23 protein-coding genes and 1 tRNA gene are annotated in these 24,013 nt (G+C 46.3%); 15 read left to right on the forward strand and 9 right to left on the reverse strand.

Annotated features, from left to right (window positions below; all coding sequences use genetic code 11):
* Window positions 1-35: 35 nt before the first annotated feature.
* Window positions 36-1,259 carry an ROK family transcriptional regulator gene (locus ACLHR0_RS04625; RefSeq protein WP_370913360.1) on the reverse strand — a complete coding sequence of 408 codons (1,224 nt, stop codon included), beginning with the start codon at window positions 1,257-1,259 and terminating at the stop codon, window positions 36-38.
* A 237-nt stretch (window positions 1,260-1,496) separates the two neighbouring features.
* On the opposite strand from ACLHR0_RS04625, the gene ACLHR0_RS04630 reads away from it, so the two are divergent.
* From ACLHR0_RS04630 to ACLHR0_RS04650, 5 genes are all read left to right on the forward strand, one after another.
* Window positions 1,497-1,578, forward strand: a tRNA-Leu gene (locus ACLHR0_RS04630).
* Between the two features lie 217 nt (window positions 1,579-1,795).
* Window positions 1,796-3,175: a trigger factor gene (tig, locus tag ACLHR0_RS04635; protein WP_370913361.1), complete on the forward strand. Its 1,380-nt coding sequence runs from the start codon at window positions 1,796-1,798 to the stop codon at window positions 3,173-3,175.
* Window positions 3,165-3,866: an ATP-dependent Clp endopeptidase proteolytic subunit ClpP gene (clpP, locus tag ACLHR0_RS04640; RefSeq protein ID WP_370913362.1), complete on the forward strand. Its 702-nt coding sequence runs from the start codon at window positions 3,165-3,167 to the stop codon at window positions 3,864-3,866. The genes tig and clpP overlap by 11 nt, the downstream gene beginning before the upstream one ends.
* Window positions 3,867-4,082: 216 nt before the next feature.
* On the forward strand, window positions 4,083-5,327 hold the full coding sequence (gene clpX, locus ACLHR0_RS04645) for an ATP-dependent Clp protease ATP-binding subunit ClpX (RefSeq protein ID WP_079473576.1): 1,245 nt from the start codon (window positions 4,083-4,085) through the stop codon (window positions 5,325-5,327).
* Between the two features lie 54 nt (window positions 5,328-5,381).
* Window positions 5,382-5,669, forward strand: a complete 288-nt coding sequence (locus ACLHR0_RS04650) for a hypothetical protein (protein ID WP_079473575.1) — start codon at window positions 5,382-5,384, stop codon at window positions 5,667-5,669.
* Window positions 5,670-5,730: 61 nt separating this feature from the next.
* On the opposite strand, the gene ACLHR0_RS04655 is transcribed toward ACLHR0_RS04650, so the two are convergent.
* The 6 genes from ACLHR0_RS04655 to ACLHR0_RS04680 form a co-directional block, all read right to left on the reverse strand.
* Window positions 5,731-6,606 (reverse strand): c-type cytochrome, encoded by an 876-nt coding sequence (locus ACLHR0_RS04655; protein ID WP_436485051.1) that lies wholly within the window; start codon window positions 6,604-6,606, stop codon window positions 5,731-5,733.
* A gap of 419 nt (window positions 6,607-7,025) precedes the next feature.
* Window positions 7,026-8,165, reverse strand: coding sequence for an acyl-CoA dehydrogenase family protein (locus tag ACLHR0_RS04660; RefSeq protein ID WP_436485053.1), 1,140 nt, complete (start codon window positions 8,163-8,165; stop codon window positions 7,026-7,028).
* A gap of 12 nt (window positions 8,166-8,177) precedes the next feature.
* A complete protein-coding gene (locus tag ACLHR0_RS04665) occupies window positions 8,178-9,215 on the reverse strand; it encodes a helix-hairpin-helix domain-containing protein (RefSeq protein WP_436485055.1) in 1,038 nt (345 codons plus the stop codon).
* A gap of 69 nt (window positions 9,216-9,284) precedes the next feature.
* Entirely contained in the window at window positions 9,285-10,046 is a 762-nt protein-coding gene (locus ACLHR0_RS04670; RefSeq protein WP_429042104.1) for an MBL fold metallo-hydrolase, read from the reverse strand.
* Between the two features lie 25 nt (window positions 10,047-10,071).
* Window positions 10,072-10,395, reverse strand: a complete 324-nt coding sequence (locus ACLHR0_RS04675; protein WP_370913367.1) for a hypothetical protein — start codon at window positions 10,393-10,395, stop codon at window positions 10,072-10,074.
* 26 nt (window positions 10,396-10,421) lie between these two features.
* The gene (locus ACLHR0_RS04680; RefSeq protein ID WP_370913368.1) at window positions 10,422-11,975 is read right to left on the reverse strand and encodes a response regulator; all 1,554 of its coding nucleotides are present in this window, start codon (window positions 11,973-11,975) and stop codon (window positions 10,422-10,424) included.
* 345 nt (window positions 11,976-12,320) lie between these two features.
* On the opposite strand from ACLHR0_RS04680, the gene ACLHR0_RS04685 reads away from it, so the two are divergent.
* The 8 genes from ACLHR0_RS04685 to ACLHR0_RS04720 all read left to right on the forward strand — a co-directional run bounded on the left by ACLHR0_RS04685 (window position 12,321) and on the right by ACLHR0_RS04720 (window position 20,189).
* Complete coding sequence (locus ACLHR0_RS04685) at window positions 12,321-13,565, forward strand: HD domain-containing protein (protein WP_429042107.1); 1,245 nt, start codon at window positions 12,321-12,323, stop codon at window positions 13,563-13,565.
* Between the two features lie 69 nt (window positions 13,566-13,634).
* Complete coding sequence (lpxD, locus tag ACLHR0_RS04690) at window positions 13,635-14,684, forward strand: UDP-3-O-(3-hydroxymyristoyl)glucosamine N-acyltransferase (protein WP_429042108.1); 1,050 nt, start codon at window positions 13,635-13,637, stop codon at window positions 14,682-14,684.
* A gap of 40 nt (window positions 14,685-14,724) precedes the next feature.
* Window positions 14,725-16,140, forward strand: coding sequence for a bifunctional UDP-3-O-[3-hydroxymyristoyl] N-acetylglucosamine deacetylase/3-hydroxyacyl-ACP dehydratase (locus ACLHR0_RS04695; RefSeq protein ID WP_429062650.1), 1,416 nt, complete (start codon window positions 14,725-14,727; stop codon window positions 16,138-16,140).
* Between the two features lie 5 nt (window positions 16,141-16,145).
* The gene (gene lpxA, locus ACLHR0_RS04700) at window positions 16,146-16,946 is read left to right on the forward strand and encodes an acyl-ACP--UDP-N-acetylglucosamine O-acyltransferase (protein ID WP_325643621.1); all 801 of its coding nucleotides are present in this window, start codon (window positions 16,146-16,148) and stop codon (window positions 16,944-16,946) included.
* The gene (locus tag ACLHR0_RS04705; RefSeq protein WP_429062648.1) at window positions 16,930-17,547 is read left to right on the forward strand and encodes an ABC transporter ATP-binding protein; all 618 of its coding nucleotides are present in this window, start codon (window positions 16,930-16,932) and stop codon (window positions 17,545-17,547) included. The genes lpxA and ACLHR0_RS04705 overlap by 17 nt, the downstream gene beginning before the upstream one ends.
* Before the next feature lie 45 nt (window positions 17,548-17,592).
* Window positions 17,593-18,870 carry an MFS transporter gene (locus ACLHR0_RS04710; RefSeq protein ID WP_436485059.1) on the forward strand — a complete coding sequence of 426 codons (1,278 nt, stop codon included), beginning with the start codon at window positions 17,593-17,595 and terminating at the stop codon, window positions 18,868-18,870.
* A gap of 41 nt (window positions 18,871-18,911) precedes the next feature.
* Entirely contained in the window at window positions 18,912-19,751 is an 840-nt protein-coding gene (locus tag ACLHR0_RS04715; protein ID WP_370913373.1) for an MBL fold metallo-hydrolase, read from the forward strand.
* Window positions 19,752-19,808: 57 nt separating this feature from the next.
* A complete protein-coding gene (locus tag ACLHR0_RS04720; RefSeq protein ID WP_429042122.1) occupies window positions 19,809-20,189 on the forward strand; it encodes a co-chaperone GroES in 381 nt (126 codons plus the stop codon).
* 83 nt (window positions 20,190-20,272) lie between these two features.
* Here ACLHR0_RS04720 and ACLHR0_RS04725 read toward each other — a convergent pair whose 3' ends face one another.
* Together ACLHR0_RS04725 and ACLHR0_RS04730 are read right to left on the reverse strand one after the other, a co-directional pair.
* Complete coding sequence (locus tag ACLHR0_RS04725) at window positions 20,273-20,476, reverse strand: helix-turn-helix domain-containing protein (protein ID WP_079473561.1); 204 nt, start codon at window positions 20,474-20,476, stop codon at window positions 20,273-20,275.
* A 21-nt stretch (window positions 20,477-20,497) separates the two neighbouring features.
* Window positions 20,498-20,980, reverse strand: a complete 483-nt coding sequence (locus tag ACLHR0_RS04730) for a DUF2975 domain-containing protein (RefSeq protein WP_370913375.1) — start codon at window positions 20,978-20,980, stop codon at window positions 20,498-20,500.
* 167 nt (window positions 20,981-21,147) lie between these two features.
* Between ACLHR0_RS04730 and ACLHR0_RS04735 the strand changes: the two genes are divergently transcribed.
* Together ACLHR0_RS04735 and ACLHR0_RS04740 are read left to right on the forward strand one after the other, a co-directional pair.
* A complete protein-coding gene (locus tag ACLHR0_RS04735) occupies window positions 21,148-22,701 on the forward strand; it encodes a helicase HerA-like domain-containing protein (protein ID WP_436485062.1) in 1,554 nt (517 codons plus the stop codon).
* Window positions 22,702-22,749: 48 nt separating this feature from the next.
* A complete protein-coding gene (locus ACLHR0_RS04740) occupies window positions 22,750-23,796 on the forward strand; it encodes a Gfo/Idh/MocA family oxidoreductase (RefSeq protein ID WP_429042126.1) in 1,047 nt (348 codons plus the stop codon).
* Window positions 23,797-24,013: the final 217 nt, after the last annotated feature.

Consider the following 24,013-nt stretch of genomic DNA (forward strand, 5'->3'; position numbering starts at 1 on the left):
ATGGAATTTGGGTAGCTCCTAAAGTTAGGCAAAAACTAACTTATCAACACCTTATTTCTTACCAGCAGGCAGGCGCCGATGATACCGGCGCTTTCACCGAGCCTCGACATTTTCAGTTTGGAATCGTTGCTTACCAGGCTGAGGGAATATTTTTTCATAGCGCTTTTTATGGGCAGGCGGATGTGGTCCTGTGTAGCAGCCAGGGCGCCGCCAAGTATGACGAGTTCGGGGTTGAAGATGTTCATGAGCAGGGCAACGCCGCGACCCAGGTTCTCTCCTACTTTGGCAATAAGTTCTATGGCCAGCATATCGTCGTTGTTGGCTGCGTCTATAATATCGTGCAGGTGGATATCTTCGGGGGATTGATGCGTGCGGCTCAGCATAGAGGAAGAACCTGCGGCGAGCTTTTGCCGGAACATATTCACCAGCGCCCATCCGGAGGCTTCTGTTTCCAGGCATCCTTTTTTCCCGCAGTGGCAGATGATTTCATTGTCGAACATCGGGATATGCCCTACTTCGCCGCTGTAGCCGGATTTACCGTAGTATAGCTCCCCGTTGATGAGTACGCCCATACCTATACCATAGTCGAGGTTGAGGAACAGCACGTTACGTTCGCCGTTCACCAGGTCCGAACAAAATTCTCCGTAGGCCATTGCCCGTGAGTCATTTTCCAGGAAAACGCGGATGCCTACTTTGGCGGCGATGACTTTGCTGAGGGGTTCATCGTCGAAATAGAAGAGGCTGTAGTTGTAGCCGGTGGCGTAATTGATGCGTCCCTGGATATTGATACCGATGCCGAGGATCTTTTCTTTGGGAACGGTGAGGCCATCGATAAAGTTGTTGATCAGGAGGCACAACTGTTCCAGGGAAGCTTTGGTATTATCCAGTTCGTAGGGGAGTCCTTCCACGGTGGTGACCAGGTTTTTGTGGAGGTCCGACAGGCCCAGGTTGAGGTGATCCTGTTTTACATCCACCCCGATGAAGAAGGCGGAATCCGGTACCAGTCCGTACAGGTTGGGTTTACGGCCGCCGGTGGATTCTATTTTGCCATAGTCCATTACGAGGCCGTCGACAATAAGGTCATTCACCAGGTTGGTAACTTTGGGTGTGCTGAGGTTGAGCTCTTTGCACAGATCGGCGATAGTGGCGTTGCCGGTATTGGCAAAATAGGCCAGCGCCGCCTTTTTCAGGTTGATATTCTTATAGGCTACACCGGTAGCGTTTGCGCTGTTGAGCTCTTCAAAAAAGGTTTTAGCCATAGCCATCAGATAGACTTTTACAGTAATTGCTCACCAATTTAACAGCTTAATTCTGATTTTTTAAAATTTAGGGGTAGAAACAGGGGAATGTTTCTCTATATAAATGATTTTGTTAATTCGCAAAAAATAATACCTTTGCAATCCTTTTTGAGTTAAAAAGGGGCTCTTGTCATGTATAGCCGGATAGGGTTTCCGGGCCGGTTGAACACTGGGAAGAGTAAGTTCTTTTTATTTATTGCGGATGTGATGAAATTGGTAGACATGCCAGACTTAGGATCTGGTGCCGCGAGGCATGGGGGTTCGAGTCCCTTCATCCGCACATATAATATTATGTGGCAATGCGTCAATATGGCAACGTGATAATGCTATGCTCTCCCTCACTTTCATTGTCACTCCTGTCTTATTCAGACACAGTTTCACCTGATTTTATTCAAAAACAGTTTCCTGCCATTCCTACTTGCCGTTGTGACTTCATGGCAGAAAAATAAACAAGGAATCATTATTGCTTCTTAAAGAACACTTTATACAATTCAATTATGGCAACCGTTACGAGAGAAAACATTGGTTTATTGAACGATAAGATCACTGTGAAAGTGAGCCAGGAAGACTACCTTCCTAATTTTGACAAAGCAGTAAAGCAATTCAGCAAAAATGCGAACATACCAGGCTTCCGTAAAGGAATGGTACCTGCAGGTATGGTTAAGAAGATGCACGGTCAGGCTATCTTTGGCGACGAAATTCTGAAAACTGTTGAGAGAGAATTAATGGGTTATGTGCAGACAGAGAAACTGGAGATCTTCGGCCAGCCGCTGTCCCTGGAAAAACAGGCAAAAGACCTGGATTTCAACAAGCCTGCTGATTATGCCTTCGAATTTGAAGTGGGGCTGAAACCCAGCTTCAGCGTTACTCCCCTGGAAGATAACAAAACCACCCTTACAAAATATAAAGTAACCGTTACCGACGAAATGGTGAACGATGAAGTACAGCGTTTACAGCTGAAAGGTGGAAAAACAACAGAACCTGAAACAATTACTTCAGAAGATAACGTGATTAACGTTAAATTCGAAGAGTCTGACGAGAAAGGTAATGTAGTGGAAGGCGGTATCGTAAAAGAAAACGCCTTACTGGTTAAATACTTTGCACCGGCTATCCAGGCTGAACTGCAGGGTAAAAAGAATGAAGACAGCATTGTATTCCAACTGGCTACTTCCTTTGACGAGCAGCGTTTGGGCTGGATCCTGAAAGATCTGGGCTTTGAAGCAGGCGACAAGGAAGCAGCAAACAAATATTTCAAACTGACCATCACGAAAGTTGGTTTGATTGAGAAAAGAGAACTGAATGAAGAATTCTTCAAAGAAGTTTATCCGGGAGAAGAAATCACTACTGAAGAAGCTTTCCGCGCTAAACTGAAAGAAGAAATCGGCAAATACTGGGATTCTGAAAGCCGCAACCACCTTCACAACGACCTGTTTGAAGTACTGGTACACGAAACGCCGATTGAATTGCCAAAGGATTTCCTCAAACGCTGGCTGCAGGTAGGCGGTGAAAAGCCAAAAACTGCGGAAGAAGCGGAAAAAGAATTCCCTAGTTTTGACCATCAATTACGTTGGACACTCATCAGCGATAAACTGGTTAAAGAAAATAAACTGGAAGTTTCTTTCGAAGATCTGAAGGAAAATGCCAAACAAAAAGTATTAGGCTACTATGGCGGCGCCGCTGCTGATGGAGCAGAATGGTTAGACAGCTACCTGGATCGCCTGTTACAGGATGAGAAATTTGTAGACCAGACTTACCGTGAAATGATCACTGCCAAGTTATTTGACTGGGCTGAGGCTAAGGTGAACGTGAAAGAAGAGGAAATCAAAGCAGAAGATTTTGTTAATTTACCTCATAAACATCACCATCATGAACATTAATAATGAATTCAGAAAATATGCCATCCAGCATCGGGGAATCAGCAGCCTGGTAGTAGACAGTTACACCAAAAGCCACCAGATCAACAGTCTGACTCCTTATATCCTTGAAGAACGCCAGATGAATATGACCCAGATGGACGTTTTCTCCAGGTTGATGGCTGATCGTATTATTTTCCTGGGAGATCCCGTGAACGACTACGTAGCAAACGTGATTACTGCGCAGCTGTTGTTCCTTGAGTCTTCCGACCGTAACCGTGATATACAGATGTACATCAATAGCCCGGGAGGAAGCGTTTACGCCGGCCTGGGTATTTATGATACTATGCAGATCATTTCTCCTGACGTAGCTACTATCTGTACCGGTATGGCGGCCTCTTTCGGCGCTGTACTGCTGGTAGCAGGTACAAAAGGAAAACGTACCGCGCTGAAACATGCACGTGTAATGATTCACCAGCCTCATGGCGGTGCAGAAGGCCAGACTTCAGACATCGAAATCACTGCGCGTGAGTTCGTGAAACTGAAAAAGGAACTCAACGAAATCATTGCCGGCCATTGCGGACAGCCACTCAAAAAAGTGGAAAAAGATTCTGACCGTGACTACTGGCTGACTGCGGATGAAGCAAAAGAATACGGCATCATTGATGACGTACTCCAGAAAAATCCAAAGAAAAACCTGGAAACACCTCAGTAAAGCTTAAAGCACAAGGCATAAATAAGCTATTGTAGCGAAGATTACAGCGATACATATTAAAAAACGCTATTATCTTCGCTACAATAGCTTTTGTTTTGTGAGATGATAAGCTTTACTCTATTAAGACTTACGCTTTCGGCTATTTAGTGTAAATTTGTAACCCTGCAATAACAGTGCAGGCAATGATAGTTTCGTAGAAAAATAATCTATTCCGAAATGAAAGAATCTAAAATCCGATGCTCCTTTTGCAGCCGCTCCAAAGAAGAAGTGCAGATACTGATTGCAGGCGCTGAAGGACACATCTGTGAAAACTGTGTAGCCAACGCACAGGAGATAATTGACCAGGAGTTATTCACCCCCGGCAAAAAAGCAGCTGCAGCCGTAGCCCCCAACTTTGCACCCAAAGTGTCTAAACCAATTGACATGAAGAAATTCCTGGACGAATATGTAATTGGCCAGGATGATGCAAAGAAAATACTGGCAGTAGCTGTATACAACCACTATAAAAGACTTAACCAGCAGATTGGTGATGACGAAGTAGAGATTGAAAAATCCAACATCATCATGGTGGGCGAAACCGGTACGGGTAAAACCCTGCTGGCTAAATCCATCGCCAAACAATTAAATGTTCCCTTTGCTATTGTGGATGCGACCGTATTCACAGAAGCGGGCTACGTGGGTGAAGACGTGGAAAGTATCCTCAGCCGCCTGTTACAGGTATGTAACTACGACGTGGAAGCTGCTGAACGTGGCATTGTTTACATCGATGAGATCGATAAAATTGCCCGTAAAAATGATAACCCGTCCATTACCCGCGATGTAAGCGGCGAAGGCGTTCAACAAGGCCTCCTGAAATTACTGGAAGGCACCGAAGTACTGGTACCTCCGCAGGGCGGCCGTAAACATCCTGAACAGAAACTGATCAAGCTGAACACGCAGAACATTCTCTTTATCTGCGGTGGTGCATTTGACGGCGTCGAAAGAATCATCAGCAGAAGGGTACAGACCCACTCTATCGGTTTTACCGTAAACAAGGAAAAAGAAGAGGAAAACAGAAAACAGATCCTGCGTTATATCAACTCCCAGGACCTGAAATCCTTTGGTCTGATTCCTGAATTACTGGGCCGTTTACCAGTGGTTACCTATCTCAACTCGCTCGACAGGGATACCCTGAAACTGATCCTTACTGAGCCTAAAAACGCGCTGGTAAAGCAATACAAGAAACTTTTCAAGGTAGAAAATATCGATTTACAGATAGAAGAAGAAGCAATAGATTATATCGTAGACAAAGCGATGGAATACAAACTGGGTGCGCGTGGTTTACGCTCCATCTGTGAGGTGGTACTGAGCGATGCGATGTATGAACTGCCGTCTGCCAATGAAACACACTTTCATCTTACCAGGGAATATGCACAGGCAAAACTGGAGCAGTCAACCCTCATTAAACTGAAAGTGGCATAACTGTTCCGGTAATCCGTTAACAGCAATACTATCGCTAACTATAAAACGCTATTTATGCAGGAACTCATTCAGCAATTACAGGAAAAAGCCGGACTTACCGCCGAACAGGCCGCACAGTCCATCGATGTGATCAAAGAATATGTGAAGGGCAAATTACCTCCGTTTATTGCCGGTACAGTTGATAACTGGTTTGCAGGCATGTCGGATAAAGCCGAAGGAAAAAAGGCTGGTCTGATGGATCAGGCAGGTGATTTTCTGGATAACGTGAAAGATAAAGCGGAGGATTGGGCCGAAGAAGCAAAGGATAAAGTGTCTGATTTCTTCAACAAAGATAAAAAGTAGTTTAATATACAGTGAAGAAGGGCTTTCCGGAGGTATTTCCCCCGGAAAGCCCTTCTTCTTTTTAGAGGCTTCTGAGATAAAGATACAACGCGGTTAACTCTTCATCCGTGTACTGTGCAGTCATGTTCCACGGCATATCCTTTACCAGCAGCTGCTTTCCTTCCGGCGTTTTGCCGGTACGCAGCGTGGCAATAAAATCGTTTTGGCTCCATTTTCCGAGGTTCCCGGTAGAGGTGATATTGGCTACCGGCACAGCGCCCGGTACCGGGTTATCGCCGCCGGTCAATGTAGGCTTGTGGCAACCAGTGCAGGAAACCGCCAGGTACTGGCCGTACTCTTTTGTTGCCGCCTTTGCCACCTGGTTAGGCTGTTCCCGGTGATGATCTATTTTTTCCACGGGGAACAAGGGTATTTTACCCATTACAGACAGGACTTTTCCCATCGGTCCTATTTTTATGGGAATGGAAGGTGCATCTACTTTTGGCTGTGCCCTGCAAAACGCAATTATAGCCGCAATATCGTGATCATCCATTCGGGTGAACTCCTCTGAAGGCATCAGCAATAATGGCTTATTTGCGGTGTTTAAACCGTGCCGCAATGCCTTTAGCCAGTCAGTGTTATCATAGCTTTCCGGCAACCCTCCCAGGCCATAGGTGATATTATTACCCGCAATACGGCCGATAGCCGGGTCATCCACCACCATTTTTCCGCGCAGGTCTGTCCCGTGGCATTCGCCGCAACCCTTTATTTCATAGAGGTGCCGGCCCTCCGCAATAGTAGCTGAATCGGTGGGGATGGGAATGTTTCTTACTGTAACTGCATATTTTTTGCTGGCATGCTGATGGAAGAGAAAAGTAAAAACGCCGTATGCCGTTAATACGATCACTACCAGGCCCAACACGATACGTGTGGCCCACTTAAGACTTTTGGAGAACATAACAATTAAGGAATATTTCAGCTGTAAAAGTAATAGGGATAAATATTACAGGTATCAGTAGAACTACTGAATTAAAGAAGAATCATAACGTGGATTACAGGCTTCACATTTTTACTAAGCATCTTTATACGGGATAAACCAGTTCAGACCCGGTATAGAAAAGCACCCGTATTACAGGGTGCTTTTCATTGCGTAAAAGTGTTTCAAATCTTTCTTGATTTTGTGTGTTAAGGTTGATAAACGGTAAAGAGTGATGAATTAACCCAAATTTAACGTTCCTTTTGCAATATTCAATAACACTAAAGGGGTAATATTCAATTATTTTGAAAAAATGATGAACGGCTTATAAATACTCTTTTCATAAATTATAAAAATCCTGCTATCTCAATAGAATCAGTATCAATTGCAAAATCGTTATTCTATCTCAGGGCTTCCCGGGCAATTACAATCTTTTGGATCTCTGAAGTTCCCTCCCCGATGGTACATAATTTTGCATCTCGATAAAATTTTTCCACCGGGAAGTCCTTTGTATAGCCATAACCGCCAAAAATCTGTACGGCATCGTTGGCAACCCGCACGGCCACTTCCGACGCATAATATTTAGCCATAGCTGCCTGCTGGGTCATTTTTACCTTGCGGTTTTTCATATCTGCCGCCTGCATGGTGAGCAATTCTGCAGCAGCTATTTCTGTGGCCATATCCGCCAGTTTAAAGGACACGCCCTGGAAATTAGAGATGGGCTGGTCGAACTGGTACCGTTCCTTTGAGTATTTCAGGGCAGCGTCCATAGCGCCTTTGGCAATGCCAAGCGATAATGCGGCAATGGAAATCCGGCCGCCGTCCAATACTTTCATGGACTGGATAAAGCCGTCGCCTTCTGCGCCCAGCATATTTTCTACAGGAATGCGGCAATTGTCGAATACCATTTCCGCAGTTTCGGAGGCGCGCATGCCCAGTTTGTTTTCTTTCTTGCCTCCACTGAAGCCGGGAGTACCCTTTTCCACAATGAAAGCGCTCATACCATGACTGTCGCGCACGTCGCCGGTACGGACTATTACTACCGCCACATCGCAGCTTTTCCCGTGGGTAATCCAGCACTTCGTGCCATTCAGCACCCAGTCGTTCCCGTCTTTTTTAGCCACGCATTTCATATTCATGGCATCGGAACCGGTATTAGGCTCCGTGAGCCCCCAGGCGCCGATCCATTCACCGGTAGCCAGCTTAGGCAGGTAACGCTGTTTTTGCGCTTCATTGGCAAACTGCATCGTATGACCGGTACACAACGAGTTATGGGCCGCCACGCTTAGCCCTATCGCCCCGCAGATGCGTGAAATTTCACTCACCACGGTTACATATTCCAGGTATCCCAACCCGCTGCCACCGTACTCCTGGGGCACCAGTACGCCCATCAATCCCAGTTCCCCGAGCTGTTTGAATATATGTACCGGGAACTCCTGCTGCTCGTCCCATTCCATCACGTGAGGCTGAATATGTGTTTTCCCGAAATCCCGGATCATTTGTGCAATCTGTTGTTGCATCTCCGTAGGCGCAAAGTTCATAAACGTGTGGCTTTAATATTTGATCTCAATGTAATGTTCAATTTTACGATAAATAATCTCATCCACCAACGGCAGGTTGCGGAGGTCCGATACTGCCCTGAAACCCGCGTGGCTACTGCGGTACTGCACAATGAGACGGGCCAGTTTATAGCGTATGTATGGGTGAGCTGCCAAAGATTTTTCATCTGTGAGGTTGAGGTCTAGTTTTTTTAGAGAACTGCTACCTATCTGTAAGAACGGTTGAATTTTTTGAAATGTGGAGTCGGGTAAGCCATAACATTCCGCCACCTGCTCCACGGCATAAAAACCTCCCAGCCGCTCACGGAAGGCAATAATCCGCCGCGCGAAGCCCGCTCCGATGCCCGGCAGCGACTGCCAAACGATGCTGTCTGCTGTGTTAATATCAATAGGTACAGCCGGGGCTTTCTTACGATAACGGGTAAACGACGTATCATTATACCTGACAAATGCGCTGTCCCGGTAATAGTGATGTCCTTTTTTAAATCTTTCATGCAGGGCATTGCTGTCCCCGTAGTATGATTCCCTGCCATAGTTTTTATTTCCGGGTCCGCTCCGCGGACCATATCTCCCGGAAAACCGGTTATTGTCCTTACCCGCAATGCGCACATAAGGTATCAGCTGTGTGCATAAGACGGGAGGCAACCCATATATCTTGCCCAGATCAGCCGGCGTCCTGAAATACCCGCCCCTGGCCAGGTACTTACCAATAGTAACAGCGGTGCGTTCGCTTACACCCAGCTGCTGCCAGCCGCTTGCCGGCAACGTGTTGGGATCGAAGTAAAACAGGCTATCTGTGTGTGCATTACTCCGCCGGGTAAAAGCCGGTTCTTTCTCCACTGCTGCCAGCCTGGCTTCAAAGGCCGTTACGGCCGCTTTCAGGTTATCACTACCGGCAACGGGCGTACGCTGAAAATAAAAAACCAGGTTGGGGATATAGCTGGTTAATATCATGAGCAGCGCCAGCGTTAATATGCCTAGCCGCTCTTTCCGGGAAAACCGCAGATATTCGCGGACAAATGATTTCCACATGGGTCAACAACAATTTTGACCAAGCTAGGATTATGTATGCTGTGTTTTGTTAACAGAAATAAAACGCCTCTAAATTTCGAGGCTAAGGCCGTCGTAGGCCAGGTGGGTACCCGCAGGCAGCTCCGCTGATACCGCTTCATGCAGCCCGAGCTGATGGCTGATATGGGTGAGGTATACTTCCGGCACCTCCAGCTCTTTTCCCAGCGCGATGGCTTCTTCCAGGGTAAAATGAGAAATGTGCTTTTCGCGTCGCAGGGCGTTCAGTACGAGGATCTTAGAACCACGGATCTTTTCTTTTTCCTCCGGCGCAATGTAGTTGGCGTCGGTGATATAGGTGAAATCATGGATGCGGAAGCCCAGCACGGGCATCTGATGATGCATGACATGTACCGGTGTAATGGTTAGTCCGTTTACATCGAAAGGATCGGCGGCAATGGTCTGCAGGTTTATTTCCGGAATGCCAGGGTATTTAAAATCAGAAAAAGCATAGGCAAACTCACGTTTGATCACACTTTGCGAGAACTCTGTGGCGTATATATTAATGGCGCTTTTCTGAAAATAGTTAAAGGCGCGGATATCGTCCATGCCGGCGATATGATCTTTATGGGAGTGGGTGATGAGTACTGCCTCCAGGTGTCCGACTTTTTCGCGCAGCATCTGGTAGCGGAAATCCGGGGTGGTATCTACTACGATATTACCGGCGGGCGCCGAGATCATAATACTGCTGCGTAAGCGTTTATTTTTTTTATCGGCCGAGGTGCAAACTTCGCAACCACAAGCTATAACCGGAACTCCCTGCGACGTACCTGTACCTAAGAATGTAACTTTCATCCCAACATCATTTGTCTGTTTTTGCCTATTCTGCTGCGTGTTCTTCCGAAGCCCCGCCTTCTTCCTCCCCCGCTTCCGGGATCGGTTTGCTGGCCTGTATCTGTTTGTAGAGCTTATGCGACTCTGCCGTCAGCGCTTCTTCATCCAACGGCAGCGTCGTTAAAATATCGATCAGCGTATTGATACGCCCTTCGAGGTTCAGGAATTTGTTGATCACTACCACCTTCTTGTGTTCCAGGATGCAGTAACCGGACAGGAAACTACCTTTTTCGAAGCGCAATACATATTTGGCCTCGTCGAAGATCTTTTCCAGTTTAGTCAGGTTATTAGGTGTGATTTTGATATTCATGTCGCAAAAATAGCAAAAAGCTGTTGTTACTTTGTTACCATCCTGGCAAAAGGCACAATCATTTCTTCCAGGGAAATACCGCCGTGCTGGAAGGTATTCCGGTAATAGTTCACAAAATAGTTATAGTTGTTGGGATAACAGAGATACCCATCTCCTTTTGCAAAGATGTAGGAAGAGTTGACGTTGGGCTTTGGCAATCCGGCATCACGGGGATCGCGGAAGGCCAGCACTTCTTTCGGCTCATAGTTCAGGTTACGGCCGTGTTTGTAGCGCAGGTTGGTAGTGGTTTGTTTATCTCCGATCACCTTTACAGGTGTTTTTACCCTTACGCTGCCATGGTCTGTGGCGATGATCAGGTTTATTTTTTTATCGCTGATACGTTTCAGGGCCTGGTGCAGCGGGCTGTGTTCAAACCAGCTGGCAGTGATAGAGCGGTAAGAGGCTTCATCGCCGGCCAGTTCCTTCAGTACTTCCATTTCGGTGCGGGCATGGCTGAGCATATCCACGAAGTTGTATACAATTACGCTCAGCGGGTAATCCAGCATGTTATGGATATTATTGAGCATGGTTTGGGCATCGGCGTGATTGGTCACCTTGGTGTATGAAAACCGGGGATCCATTTTCATCTGCTTCAGCTGGGCTGCAAAAAAATGCTCTTCATACAGATTTTTCCCGCCTTCTTCATCGTCGTTCTTCCATTCCTGGGGAAACCGGTGTTCAATATCTATGGGCAGCATGCCGGCAAAAATGGCATTACGGCTGTATTGTGTGCTGGTAGGCAAAATGCTGTAAAAAGACTCTTCCTCCACCAGCCGGAACGATTCCTGGAAAATAGGCTGGATCGCCTTCCACTGGTCGTACCGCAGGTTATCGATGAGCAGGAATACGTTGGGCACGTTGGGGTCCAGGTTAGGCACTACCTTATCGCGGAACAGGGTATGAGACATCACCGGGGCTTCTTTTGTTTTTGGATGGAGCCAGTCGCTGTAATTACGGCTGATGAACTTGGAAAACTCGTTGTTGGCCTCGGTTTTCTGGGCATTGAACACTTCCAGCATTTCCGGGCTGTTGGTTTTTGTCATTTCCATTTCCCAATACACCAGTTTCTTGTAAATGTCCATCCACTCGTTAAAGTCGGGGTTGGAGCTCAGCGCCATAAACAGGCTGCGGAATTCCTGCTGGTAGGCGGTAGTGGTTTTTTCGGCCACCAGTCTTTTGTTATCAATTATTTTTTTGAGAGATAATAATACCTGGTTTGGATTTACCGGTTTGATAAGATAGTCGGTGATCTGGGAGCCGATAGCATCGTCCATGACATTTTCCGCTTCATTTTTGGTAATCATTACCACGGGAATCTGCTGATCAATTTCCTTGATTTTACCGAGTGTTTCCAGTCCGGTGATGCCGGGCATGGATTCGTCCAGTAATACTACATCTACCACCTGTTCTTTCAAAAATTCGAGTGCGTCATATCCGTTGGTAAGGGCCGAAACTTTGTAGCCTTTGCTTTCCAGGAAGATAATCTGCGATTTCAGGGACTCTATTTCATCATCTACCCATAGTATATTTATCTGACTCATAATAAGATTTAAGGTTCCGGTAAAAAAAGGAATTTACCCCTAATTTTTTGCAAATATCATTCCCCGTCTATCATTTGCCGGTAATTATATGTTAAAAAGGGCTGAACACGGTAAAATCATAGCAGGAAAAAGTGAACAGGCTGATAAAGTTATTTACCTTCGCATCCATAACTTTAATTACCTGTAACCTACCAATTGTTTTGAACTGTCATAGGGGTATCGTGGATGCCGCGCGTCATTATAAGTAAAAAAATTACATATAATTAATTTCGGGTGTAGTTTTGCATACAGGCACCAGGGATTCAGACGCGGACGCCCCCGTCTGAAATCGTATAATTAAATGCAATGACCGAACGCAAGCGAAAAATTGTTAATGATCCGGTGTATGGCTTTATTACCATAGATCACCCGTTGATTCTTAACCTCATTTCACATCCATATTACCAGCGGCTCCGCCGCATACACCAGATGGCTTTGGCGCACCTGGTGTATCCTGGTGCTATGCATACGCGGTTTCATCATAGCATGGGCGCCTATCACCTCATCAGTATGGCGCTGCTGGAGCTCCGGAGCAAGGGGGCAGACATTACCCCGGAAGAGGAAGTAGCGGCCAAAATGGCCATTTTACTGCATGACATAGGGCATGGGCCTTATTCCCACGCTTTAGAGAATGGCATTATTGAAGGGGTATCTCATGAAGAGATTTCCCAGTGGCTGATGGAGGCATTGAACAAGGAGATGGATGGCGCCCTGTCCCTTACACTGGATATTTTCAATGGACGTTATCATAAAAAATTCCTGCATCAGCTGGTGTCGAGCCAGCTGGATGTAGACAGAATGGACTACCTGAACCGCGACAGCTTCTATACCGGGGTGGCCGAGGGCACCATCGGGTACGACCGCATCATCAAGATGCTGATTGTACATAAGGGGGAGCTGATGGTAGAGGAAAAGGGAATTTATTCTATTGAGAAGTTTATCATAGCCCGGCGGCTGATGTACTGGCAGGTATACCTGCATAAAACGGTGCTCAGCGCCGAAAACATGCTGGTAAAAATCCTGATCAGGGCTAAAGCGCTGGCACAGGAGGGAAAGGAGCTGTTTTGCTCTCCTGCCCTGTCATATTTCCTGTACAATACCATTACAAAGAACAATTTTGAATGCGGACCGGAATGCCTGGAATTATTTTGCCAACTGGACGACTATGATATTATGGGGGCGATTAAAGTTTGGACAACACACGAGGACAAGGTTTTGTCCCTTTTATGCAAGTGGCTGATAGACAGGAACTTATTCAAGGTTGTATTAAGTAATCAGGCGTTTGACGGAAGTGCAGCACTATTATTGAAGGAACAGGTCAGACAAAAATGGGGGATTGAAGGAGCGGATCTGGACTACTTCGTTTTTTCCGGTGCGGCCTCGTTAAGGGCTTATAACGTTAATGACGAGAAGATCAATATCCTATTTAAAGATGGAACTGTAAAAGACATTTCCTCTATCGACAATGCACTGATTAGCCATACACTGGCGATACCGGTAAAAAAATTCTACATTTGTCATCCAAAAATTCAGGCTAACAACGTTTTATAAGGAATAAAATGTTAAATAAATAAGTTCATACTATCCGGTGTAGCCTGGAAAACATTACAATTTTAAACTATGCAGTTTAGCGCATTACAATTAGCTACCATGTTAGATGGTAAGCTGGAGGGAAATCCGGACGTAAAGGTGAGCAACATCGCCAAGATTGAAGAAGCTGGCGAGGGCATGCTCAGTTTCATTGCCAATCCTAAGTATGAAGAATTCATATATACCACCAATGCCTCCATTCTGATTGTGAATGAGAGCCTGGTGATTGAGCGTCCGATCAAATCGACCCTGATCCGGGTGAAGGATGCCTATAGCAGCTTTGCGTTGTTATTGGAGCAGTACAGGTACCTGACCGGCAATAAATCCGGTATTCAGCAGCCATCTTACATTCCTGCATCTGTGAAGATGGGGGAAAACGTGTTTGTGGGTGCTTTTGCATACCTGGGTGAAAATGTGGTGCTGGGCAACAACGTAAAAATATACCCTGGCGTATATCTGGGTGATAATGTGATCGTTAATAACGATTCCATCCTGTATCCGGGCGTAAAAGTATACGACAACTGTATTGTGGGTAGCCGCGTAATGCTGCATGCAGGTTGTGTGATAGGCGGCGATGGCTTTGGATTTGCTCCTCAGCCGGATAGTTCCTATAAAAAAGTACCCCAGATTGGCAACGTGGTGATCCACGATGATGTGGAAATCGGCGCAAACACTACTATCGACCGCGCTACCATGGGTAGTACGGTGATCCGTAAGGGTGTGAAGCTGGATAACCTGATCCAGGTGGCACATAATGTGGACATCGGCATTAATACGGTGATTGCGGCACAAACCGGGGTTTCCGGCAGCACCAAAATCGGCCAGAACTGCGTGATCGGTGGCCAGGTAGGGATGGTTGGTCATATCCACATAGCCGACAATACCAAAATCAATGCACAGAGCGGCTTATCCAAGTCGATTACAGTACCCAATACCTCTCTGACAGGCTCTCCGGCGTATGATTATAAAAGTTCGCTGAAAAGTCAGGCAATTTTTAGAAATTTGCCGGACCTTGAAAAGCGCGTAAAGGAGCTGGAAGAGATGGTTAAACAACTGCTGCAAGAGCGGGCAGGTGTATAAATGATTACTGGTTAAATAGTTATATATTAGTTACCTTATTATGGAAAATCAACAGTTGCAATACCAGCATACCTTAAAGGGTGAGATCACCTTGTCGGGTATTGGCTTGCATACAGGCGCCTATGTTAATATGACCCTTAAACCGGCTACGCCGGGGCATGGGATTAAGTTTCAACGTGTAGACCTGCCGGGACAACCCATCGTAAAAGCAGATGTGGATTATGTGGTAGAAACAACCCGCAGCACCACGCTCGAGCACAACGGCGCCAGAGTGAGTACCGTAGAACACATTATGGCTGCTTTGGCAGGAACCGGTGTAGACAACGTACTGGTGGAACTGGATGGTGGCGAAATTCCTATCATGGACGGAAGCGCCTACGCGTTTATTGAAGCGATAGAAAAAACCGGTCTGCAAAACCAGGATGCCAAGAAAGTATACTATACTATTGATACCAACATCACTTACTATGATGAGAAGAAAAAGGTAGAAATGGTGGCGATGCCGGCCCTGGATTACCGCATTACCTGTCTTATCGACTTCAACTCACCGGTATTAGGTACCCAGCACGCGAAAATGAAGGGTATCGAAGAGTTCAAAACAGAGATTGCACCCTGCCGTACCTTCTGCTTCCTGCATGAACTGGAATACCAGCTGTCGCTGAACCTCATTAAAGGCGGGGATATCAACAACGCGATTGTGGTAGTTGACAAGCCGGTTACCGAAGAGGAGCTGGAACGTTTAGCAAAGGTATTTAACCGGGAAACCATTTCTGTACAGAAAGAAGGTATCCTGAACAATATAGAATTACGTTTCCCGAACGAACCGGCACGTCACAAACTGCTGGACGTGGTGGGTGATCTGGCCCTGATCGGATATCCGATCAATGCGCATATCATTGCCAACCGTCCCGGACATGCCTCCAACGTGGAGTTTGCCCGTGCGATCAAAGCGTATATCAAAAAGAACAAACATAATAAAGACGTCCCTGTTTACGATCCCAATCAGCCACCTGTATTTGATACACCACGTATTGAAAGAACATTGCCGCACCGTTACCCGATGCTGCTGGTTGATAAGATCATTGAACTGGGAGAAGAAAAAGTGGTAGGTATCAAGAATGTTACCTTCAACGAGCATTTCTTCCAGGGACATTTCCCTTCAAATCCTGTAATGCCGGGCGTTCTGCAATTGGAAGCGCTGGCGCAGGTAGGCGGTATTCTTGCATTGAACCGCGTACCTGATCCTGAAAACTATGATACCTATTTCCTGAAGATAGATAATTGTAAATTCAAACAGAAAGTAGTTCCGGGCGACACCATGATATTAAAAATGGAGTTGCTGAGTCCTATCAGAAGAGGACTTGTGGAAATGCGGGGGACAGTATTCATCGGCAACAAAGTAGCTACTGAGGCCGACATGATCGCACAAATTATAAAAACAAGAGAAGGCAAATAATAGCAATGATCCACCCGCTTACATACATACATCCGGACGCCAAAGTTGCGCCTAATGTAAAAATTGATCCATTTACCGTTATACATAAAAACGTAGAAATCGGTGATGGTACCTGGATAGGTTCCAACGTAACTATTATGGAAGGAGCCCGCATCGGCAAAAACTGCCGTATTTTTCCAGGCGCTGTTATTTCTGCCATCCCCCAGGATTTGAAATTTGCGGGTGAAGAAACTACCGTTGAAATCGGCGACAACACCACTATCCGTGAATATGTGACGATCAACCGCGGTACCAAAGACAAATGGAAAACCACTATCGGGAATAACTGCCTGATCATGGCATATAGCCACATTGCACACGATTGCGAAGTAGGCAACTACTGCGTATTTTCAAATAATACTACCCTTGCCGGTCACATTACCGTGGGCGACCACGTGGTACTGGCTGGAATGGTAGCCATTCAACAATTCTGTAAAGTAGGCGATCACGCATTTGTAACCGGCGGTTCCATGGTGCGTAAAGATGTGCCTCCTTTCGTAAAAGCAGCACGCGAACCACTTTCCTATGTGGGCGTAAATTCCGTAGGATTAAAGAGAAGAGGTTTTTCCCTGGAAAAGATCAACTCTATCCTGGACATTTACCGTGTCATCTTTGTAAAAGGTTATAAATTATCAAAAGCCGTGAATATCATCGAAGCGGAATTTCCTGCTACCGATGAAAGAGATGAAATCCTGTCGTTCATCCGTGAATCAGGACGTGGCATCATGAGAGGCTATACTTCCAGGACCAATGACGATATCTCTTAACCAGACAGGTAAGCGTTTTAACTACGACTGGATTTTCCGTCGGGTAACCCTCACCTTTAGTGAAGGACAACGTTATGCCATACTGGGTCCCAATGGTTCAGGGAAATCCACTTTATTACAGGTAATCAGCGGCGCCATTCAACACAATGAAGGCGCCGTTACCTATAGCACGCCGGAAAAACCCATCGCTCCCGATGCGTTTTTCCAGTATTGCGCCATCGCTGCTCCTTATCTTGAACTCATCGAAGAGTTCACCCTCACAGAAATCATCCAGTTCCATCAACAGTTCAAAAGCTTCCTGCCGGGAATCACTCCCGCCATTGCCATGCAACTGGTAGGACTGGAAAAAGCCGCCAACAAACAACTCCGCAACTTTTCTTCCGGGATGAAACAGCGTATCAAGCTGGCCCTCGCCATCCTGTCTGATGTCCCCGTTCTTTTGCTGGATGAACCCTGTACTAACCTGGATGCCGCCGGTATCGCCGTATACCAGCAACTCATCAATGAATATGGCGGCAACCGCCTGATTATTGTAAGCTCCAACGATGAACAGGAATACTTCATGTGCCGCGAACATATCCATATCCTGGATTATAAATAGATAAAATCACCGGGAATATTATCTTCGTGAAAAGCTAAAAGCTATATGAAGACTGCCAGTAAGAAAGTGATTAATGGCTGGGCCATGTACGACTGGGCTAATTCCGTGTACAACCTCGTTATCACCACTACTTTTTTCCCTATCTATTTTTTAGCGGTTACAGGTGAACATGTTTCCTTTCTCGGGATGAACTTTGTAAACTCCGCACTGTACAATTATTCCATGGCAGCCGCTTACCTGCTGGTGGCCCTTGCCTCTCCTATCCTGTCCTCTATTGCGGATACCAGGGGTAATAAAAAGAATTTCCTGCGCTTCTTTACCATACTGGGGGCACTTTCCTGCTGCGCCCTCTACTTTTTCGACGGGGATCATCTCCTGCTGGGCGTGATTTGCTTTATCCTTTCTACCATTGGGTATTGCGGCGGCCTCGTATTTTACAACTCCTACCTGCCTGAAATTGCAGCGCCGGAAGACCGCGACCGTATCAGCGCCCGGGGTTACAGCATGGGCTATGTAGGCAGCGTGATTTTACAACTGCTGGGGTTTGGCCTGGTGGTATTGGGTCCCAAAATGGGCATGGGTAAAAGTCAGCCGGTGCAGCTTACCTTCCTGCTGGTAGGTATCTGGTGGTTTGGCTTTGCACAGATCACCTTTGCCCGCCTACCCAAAAGCACCGTGATCACCAAACACACAGTTAACGCATTCACAGAAGGATTTACGGAATTACGAAAAGTATATGCCCAGGTAAAACAACTGCCGGTGCTGAAAAGATTCCTGCGTGGATTTTTCTTTTACAGTATGGGGGTACAAACCGTGATGATGGCCGCCACCATCTTTGGTGGCAAGGTGCTGAAGCTTCCGGATGAAATGCTGATCGTTACCGTGGTGATTATCCAGATTGTGGCTATTGCCGGTGCATGGAGCATGGCCAGGCTTTCCACAAGGTTTGGTAATTTACGTGTATTGATTGCCGTTGTCATATTCTGGATAGGCATCTGTATTGCCGGTTACAAAATGCAAACGGCTATGCATTTTTATTTACTGGCCACTGCGGTAGGACTGGTAATGGGTGGTATCCAATCCCTCAGCCGGTCTACTTATGCCAAGCTGATGCCCGAAACAGAAGACACTACGTCCTTCTTCAGCTATTATGACGTTACCGAAAAACTGTCTATTGTAATTGGTATGTTTTCGTTTGCCTATATAGATGATCTCACGGAAGACATGCGGAATTCCGTGCTGGCACTGGTGGTATTTTTTGTGATCGGACTGATATGGATCATTTCCGCATTGCGCAAGCAAAAGCAGCTATCGCAGAATTAGGTATCTTTCAAAATAGAACTATCCAACAAAATTCAAGGATAATGAAATTATACACCATAGAAACAGGATTCTTTAAACTGGATGGCGGCGCGATGTTTGGCGTAGTGCCTAAAACCATCTGGAATAAACTGAATCCGGCAGATGAAAACAATTTATGCAGCTGGGCCATGCGTTGCCTGCTGATCGAAGACGGCAACCGCCTCATCCTGGTAGACAACGGCATTGGCGATAAGCAGGATGCAAAATTCTTTAGTCATTATTACCTGCACGGAGATGCGACCCTGGATAAATCGTTGGCGGCACATGGTTTCCACCGGGATGATATCACCGATATGTTCCTTACCCACCTGCACTTCGATCACTGTGGCGGCAGTATTATCCGCCAGGGCGAACAGCTGGCGCCTGCTTTTAAAAATGCGACCTACTGGAGTAATGAAGATCACTGGAAATGGGCTACACAACCCAACGACCGGGAGAAGGCATCTTTCCTGAAAGAGAATATCCTTCCCATCCAGGAAAGCGGTCAGCTGAAATTTATTAATCATCTTGAAGGCGTCAACTTCACGGATAATATTTCCATCCGGTTTGCCAATGGGCACACCGATGCTATGATGCTGCCGCAGATCAGCTATAAGGGCAAAACCATTATATACATGGCCGACCTGTTGCCATCCACTGGTCATATACCACTGCCCTATGTAATGGCGTATGACATGTTTCCACTGAAAACATTGCAGGAAAAGAAAAGCTTTTTACAGGAGGCGGCAGATAAAGAATATATCCTTTACTTCGAACACGACCCGGTAAATGAATGCTGTGTACTGCAACAAACTGAAAAAGGTATCCGTGCAGGTGAAACTTTTTCACTCAGCAGTATTTAAATTCCTGTCAGTCTGTCACAATTATGGCTGCTGCATTATATTTGATAGCAATCCTGTATGGCTATACACATAACAACAGATAATAAATTGAAAAAACTGATCGTTGTGGGCGACCGCGTGCTGATAAAGCCAGCTACACCCCACGAGCGCACCAGCAGTGGATTATACCTGCCTCCCGGGGTTCAGGAAAAAGAAAAGGTTCAACGTGGCTATGTTATTAAAACGGGGCCGGGGTATGCTATACCTGTGCCTGTGGACAATGACGAGGCCTGGAAGCCTGAAGAAGAGAAAGTAAAATATATTCCGTTACAGGTGAAAGAAGGCGACCTGGCTATTTTCCTGGTCAGTGGTTCCACCGCGGTAGTGTACGAGGAAGAAACCTATTATATCGTACCACAGGCTGCTATCCTGATGCTGGAAAGAGAAGAAGATCTGTAGATCATCTTCTGTTATCTTATAAATAAAAAAATCTGCTAACGAATAGCAGATTTTTTTTTGTCTATCATGTATGAAAAAGCAATCTATTCTTTGTATTCCAGTATATCGCCCGGCTGGCATTCCAGTACCCGGCAGATCTCTTCCAGTGTGGAAAACCGGATGGCCTTTGCTTTGCCACTTTTTAGTATACTGAGATTTGCCATCGTAATACCCACCTGTACACTCAGCTCCGTCAGCGACATCTTCCTTTTTGCCAGCATCACGTCCAGATTGACGATTATCCCCATTGTATATTGTTATTTAGATCATTAAATGGTCAACGCCTGTTCTTCCTTCAGGCTCACCGCCCTTTCGAAAACGATGGCCAGCGCCAGGATCACCATGAAAGCCATCAGCAGTTCCCAGGAAGCGCCCAATACGCTCAGCAGCCGGAAATAAAGCCGGTTGTTGTACACCTTTATGCTGTCGCCCGCTATCCAGGCAAAAACGATTTTAGTGAGCAGCAGTCCCGATAACACCAGCAGGATCCCTTTTACCGCGCTGAGATTTTTACGGGAGATAATATCTTCACTCCCGGCGCCGATCAATAACCGGAAAAGATACCAGGTCATTACCAGGTACAATAAACCCAGTATGGTATTTTGAAGAACGGCTGCTTTTAAACCGGGGGTATCAGGACTGAAACGTGATTGAAAAAAAGCAACACCATTAAAGATCGTGATGTAAACACTGATCAATACAGAAATGAGCAGCACGATTTTCAACGGGAGAAGATACTTACTGATTTTCATGTTACGCCCTGTTTAATAGCTCAAAGGTATTTTCATTTTATCGAAAATCAAAATAATTTTATCGTTTATCAATAATTAATGATCGATAATCGGTATGTATAGACGGATAATAATTTGAAGCTCAACCGCTTGTTGCTTTTTATTATCTTCATAAAAAAAATTACGTCATGCCCAATCAGGATGCATTTCTGGAATATATCAAAAGCGGCTATACTTTTAAAGGCGAGCATTTCAAGCTGGGATGTGCCATGCTGAACGGCGAAGTAGTAGCCGGGGCGGATGTTTTCCTGCCACTCAAAACACTTAACCGTCATGGTTTGATTGCCGGCGCCACCGGTACCGGTAAAACCAAAACGCTGCAGGTGATCGCCGAAGGACTCAGCGATGCCAGCGTACCGGTATTGTTGATGGACATCAAAGGAGATCTGAGCGGCATTGCAGCTGCCGGCAGCGACAACCCGAAAATTGCGGAGCGTTATCAGAAAATAGGTGGCAGCTGGAGTGCAGCGGCCTATCCATCAGAACTGTTATCCCTCAGCCAGGAAAAGGGCGTGCGCTTACGGGCTACCGTCAGCGAGTTTGGCCCCATCCTCCTGTCGAAGATCCTGGAACTGAACGATACGCAGGCTGGCCTTGTAGCCATGCTTTTCAAATATTGCGATGATAACAAACTGCCTTTACTGGATCTGAAAGACTTTAAAAAAGTATTGCAATTTGCCGGCGATGAGGGCAAAGTAGCACTGGAAAAGGATTACGGAAAGATATCCACTACCTCGACCGGCACCATCCTGCGCAAAGTGATTGAACTGGAGCAACAGGGCGCTGCATTGTTTTTTGGAGAGAAATCTTTTGAAGTAGATGACCTGATGCGCATCAGCGACGATGGCCGCGGTATCATATCCATACTGCGCGTAAATGATATACAGGATCGTCCGAAACTGTTTTCCACCTTCATGCTCAGCCTGCTGGCAGAATTATACGCAACCCTTCCCGAAGAAGGCGACCTGGACAAACCCAAGCTGGTGATGTTCATTGATGAAGCGCATCTTATTTTCAATGAAGCCAGCGACGCCTTGCTGAAACAGATAGACACCATCATTAAACTGATCCGTTCAAAAGGTGTCGGCATTTTCTTCTGTACCCAAAACCCGATGGATGTACCTCCTTCCGTGCTGGGACAACTGGGTCTTAAAGTACAACATGCCCTGCGCGCCTTTACCGCCAACGACCGCAAAACAATCAAGCAAACGGCGGAGAACTACCCGTTATCAGATTTCTATAAAACAGATGAGTTGCTAACCCAGATAGGTATTGGTGAAGCGCTCATTACCTGCCTGAATGAAAAAGGTGTTCCTACCCCGTTAGCCGCTACCATGCTGGTATCTCCACGGTCACGTATGGATGTATTAACACCGGCGGAAATTGACGGACTGGTGAACAATTCCAAACTGGTAAAGAAATACGGGCAGGAAATTGACAGCGAAAGCGCGTATGAAATCCTCACCGCCAAGCTGCAGGAAGCCGCCGAGAAAACAGCCGCTACTGAAGCTGCGCCAAAATCTTCCGGGAAACAAAAACAGGAAAAAGGCGTTCTTGAGCAGGTGATGGATAGCTCTGTAGCGCGGCAGGTGGGTCGTACCGCTGCCAACATCATCACCCGTAGCCTACTGGGCGCATTGGGCCTGGGTGGAAAAAGCAGTAAAAGTAAAAGCTGGTTTTAATTATGCAACGACAGTCACGCTGTCAGTTTACATCAATATATCAAAAGTATGAGTAGAATTATTAAAACGGGCGTATGCTCGTACGGCATGTCTGGACAGATATTTCATGCCCCGTTCCTGCACGTAAACCCGGGATTTGAATTTACAGCGGTAGTAGAAAGAAGTAAAAACCTGGCGCAGCAACGCTATCCTAACGTTAAAGTATATACGAGCGTGGAGGATATGCTGGCAGACAAAGACCTGGAACTGATCGTAGTCAACACTCCTAACTACACACACTTCGACTTTGTAAAAGCAGCACTGGAAGCAGGAAAGAATGTGATTGTGGAAAAGCCTTTCACCGTACACGCCAAAGAGGGTGAAACACTTGCAGCCTTAGCGGCCGAGAAAGGTTTGCTGCTCAGTGTTTACCACAACCGCCGGTACGACAGCGACTATAAAGTAGTAAGAGAGGTATTGCAGTCCGGTCAGCTGGGTGATGTACTGGAAGCAGAAATACACTACGACCGCTTCAAGGAAGAGCTGAGTTATAAAAAACATAAAGAACTGGGAGGCCCCGGCACCGGCGCTTTATATGACCTGGGCTCACACCTGATCGATCAGGCCATTACCTTGTTTGGCATGCCCAAACGCATCTGGGCAGACATCCGCGTGATCCGCCGCGACTCCATTGTAGACGATTATTTTGAACTGGTACTTTACTATGATCATCTGCGGGCGCGTGTAAAATGCAACTACCTGGTACGCGAAGCCCTTCCAGCCTACCAGCTGCATGGCCGTATCGGCTCCTTTATCAAAACAAAATCTGATATACAGGAAGCGCAGCTGCAAAGAGGGCTTTTCCCCAACAGCCCCGACTGGGGCGCCGAACAGCCGCATGAATGGGGCCTGCTCCACACGGAAATTGATGGCAAAGTAGTAAAGAAATATGTTCCCGGTGGAAGCGGCAACTACATGGACTACTACCAGGGCATCTACGAAGCCTTAGTAAATAAAGCTGCCAACCCGGTACCACCGCAGGACGCCATTAAAGTGATCAAAGTAATCGAAGCTGCTTTCGAGAGCAGTAAGGAGGGCAGGGTGATTGATCTTTAACGCGGATGTTGTCTTACTCAGGATTACACTGATTATGCTGATTACCTGGATTTTCACTTTTGGATTTTTATATGATTTTTAAAGAGATTCGGGGAGACAAAAGCGATTAACCAGGATATTGATTTTAAAAGATTCGGGGAGATAAAAGCGGTTAAGCTGGATTGATCACCCTGGGTTTTAAAAGAATTTGGGGAGATATAAGCGGTTACATTCGCTT

It is taken from the genome of Chitinophaga sp. ARDCPP14 (genome assembly GCF_051362515.1).
GTDB lineage: Bacteria > Bacteroidota > Bacteroidia > Chitinophagales > Chitinophagaceae > Chitinophaga.

Coding starts and splice junctions, on each gene's coding strand:
- ACLHR0_RS04705 (WP_429062648.1), top strand. CDS start 16,930: ATGACGATATCTCTTAACCAGACAGGTAAGCGTTTTAACTACGACTGG.
- ACLHR0_RS04655 (WP_436485051.1), bottom strand. CDS start 6,606: ATGTTCTCCAAAAGTCTTAAGTGGGCCACACGTATCGTGTTGGGCCTG.
- ACLHR0_RS04675 (WP_370913367.1), bottom strand. CDS start 10,395: ATGAATATCAAAATCACACCTAATAACCTGACTAAACTGGAAAAGATC.
- ACLHR0_RS04740 (WP_429042126.1), top strand. CDS start 22,750: ATGAGTAGAATTATTAAAACGGGCGTATGCTCGTACGGCATGTCTGGA.
- ACLHR0_RS04715 (WP_370913373.1), top strand. CDS start 18,912: ATGAAATTATACACCATAGAAACAGGATTCTTTAAACTGGATGGCGGC.
- ACLHR0_RS04710 (WP_436485059.1), top strand. CDS start 17,593: ATGAAGACTGCCAGTAAGAAAGTGATTAATGGCTGGGCCATGTACGAC.
- ACLHR0_RS04660 (WP_436485053.1), bottom strand. CDS start 8,165: ATGAACTTTGCGCCTACGGAGATGCAACAACAGATTGCACAAATGATC.
- ACLHR0_RS04685 (WP_429042107.1), top strand. CDS start 12,321: ATGACCGAACGCAAGCGAAAAATTGTTAATGATCCGGTGTATGGCTTT.
- ACLHR0_RS04695 (WP_429062650.1), top strand. CDS start 14,725: ATGGAAAATCAACAGTTGCAATACCAGCATACCTTAAAGGGTGAGATC.
- ACLHR0_RS04730 (WP_370913375.1), bottom strand. CDS start 20,980: ATGAAAATCAGTAAGTATCTTCTCCCGTTGAAAATCGTGCTGCTCATT.
- ACLHR0_RS04670 (WP_429042104.1), bottom strand. CDS start 10,046: ATGAAAGTTACATTCTTAGGTACAGGTACGTCGCAGGGAGTTCCGGTT.
- clpX (WP_079473576.1), top strand. CDS start 4,083: ATGAAAGAATCTAAAATCCGATGCTCCTTTTGCAGCCGCTCCAAAGAA.
- ACLHR0_RS04625 (WP_370913360.1), bottom strand. CDS start 1,259: ATGGCTAAAACCTTTTTTGAAGAGCTCAACAGCGCAAACGCTACCGGT.
- ACLHR0_RS04680 (WP_370913368.1), bottom strand. CDS start 11,975: ATGAGTCAGATAAATATACTATGGGTAGATGATGAAATAGAGTCCCTG.
- lpxD (WP_429042108.1), top strand. CDS start 13,635: ATGCAGTTTAGCGCATTACAATTAGCTACCATGTTAGATGGTAAGCTG.
- tig (WP_370913361.1), top strand. CDS start 1,796: ATGGCAACCGTTACGAGAGAAAACATTGGTTTATTGAACGATAAGATC.
- ACLHR0_RS04665 (WP_436485055.1), bottom strand. CDS start 9,215: ATGTGGAAATCATTTGTCCGCGAATATCTGCGGTTTTCCCGGAAAGAG.
- ACLHR0_RS04720 (WP_429042122.1), top strand. CDS start 19,809: ATGGCTATACACATAACAACAGATAATAAATTGAAAAAACTGATCGTT.
- clpP (WP_370913362.1), top strand. CDS start 3,165: ATGAACATTAATAATGAATTCAGAAAATATGCCATCCAGCATCGGGGA.
- ACLHR0_RS04650 (WP_079473575.1), top strand. CDS start 5,382: ATGCAGGAACTCATTCAGCAATTACAGGAAAAAGCCGGACTTACCGCC.
- ACLHR0_RS04725 (WP_079473561.1), bottom strand. CDS start 20,476: ATGGGGATAATCGTCAATCTGGACGTGATGCTGGCAAAAAGGAAGATG.
- lpxA (WP_325643621.1), top strand. CDS start 16,146: ATGATCCACCCGCTTACATACATACATCCGGACGCCAAAGTTGCGCCT.
- ACLHR0_RS04735 (WP_436485062.1), top strand. CDS start 21,148: ATGCCCAATCAGGATGCATTTCTGGAATATATCAAAAGCGGCTATACT.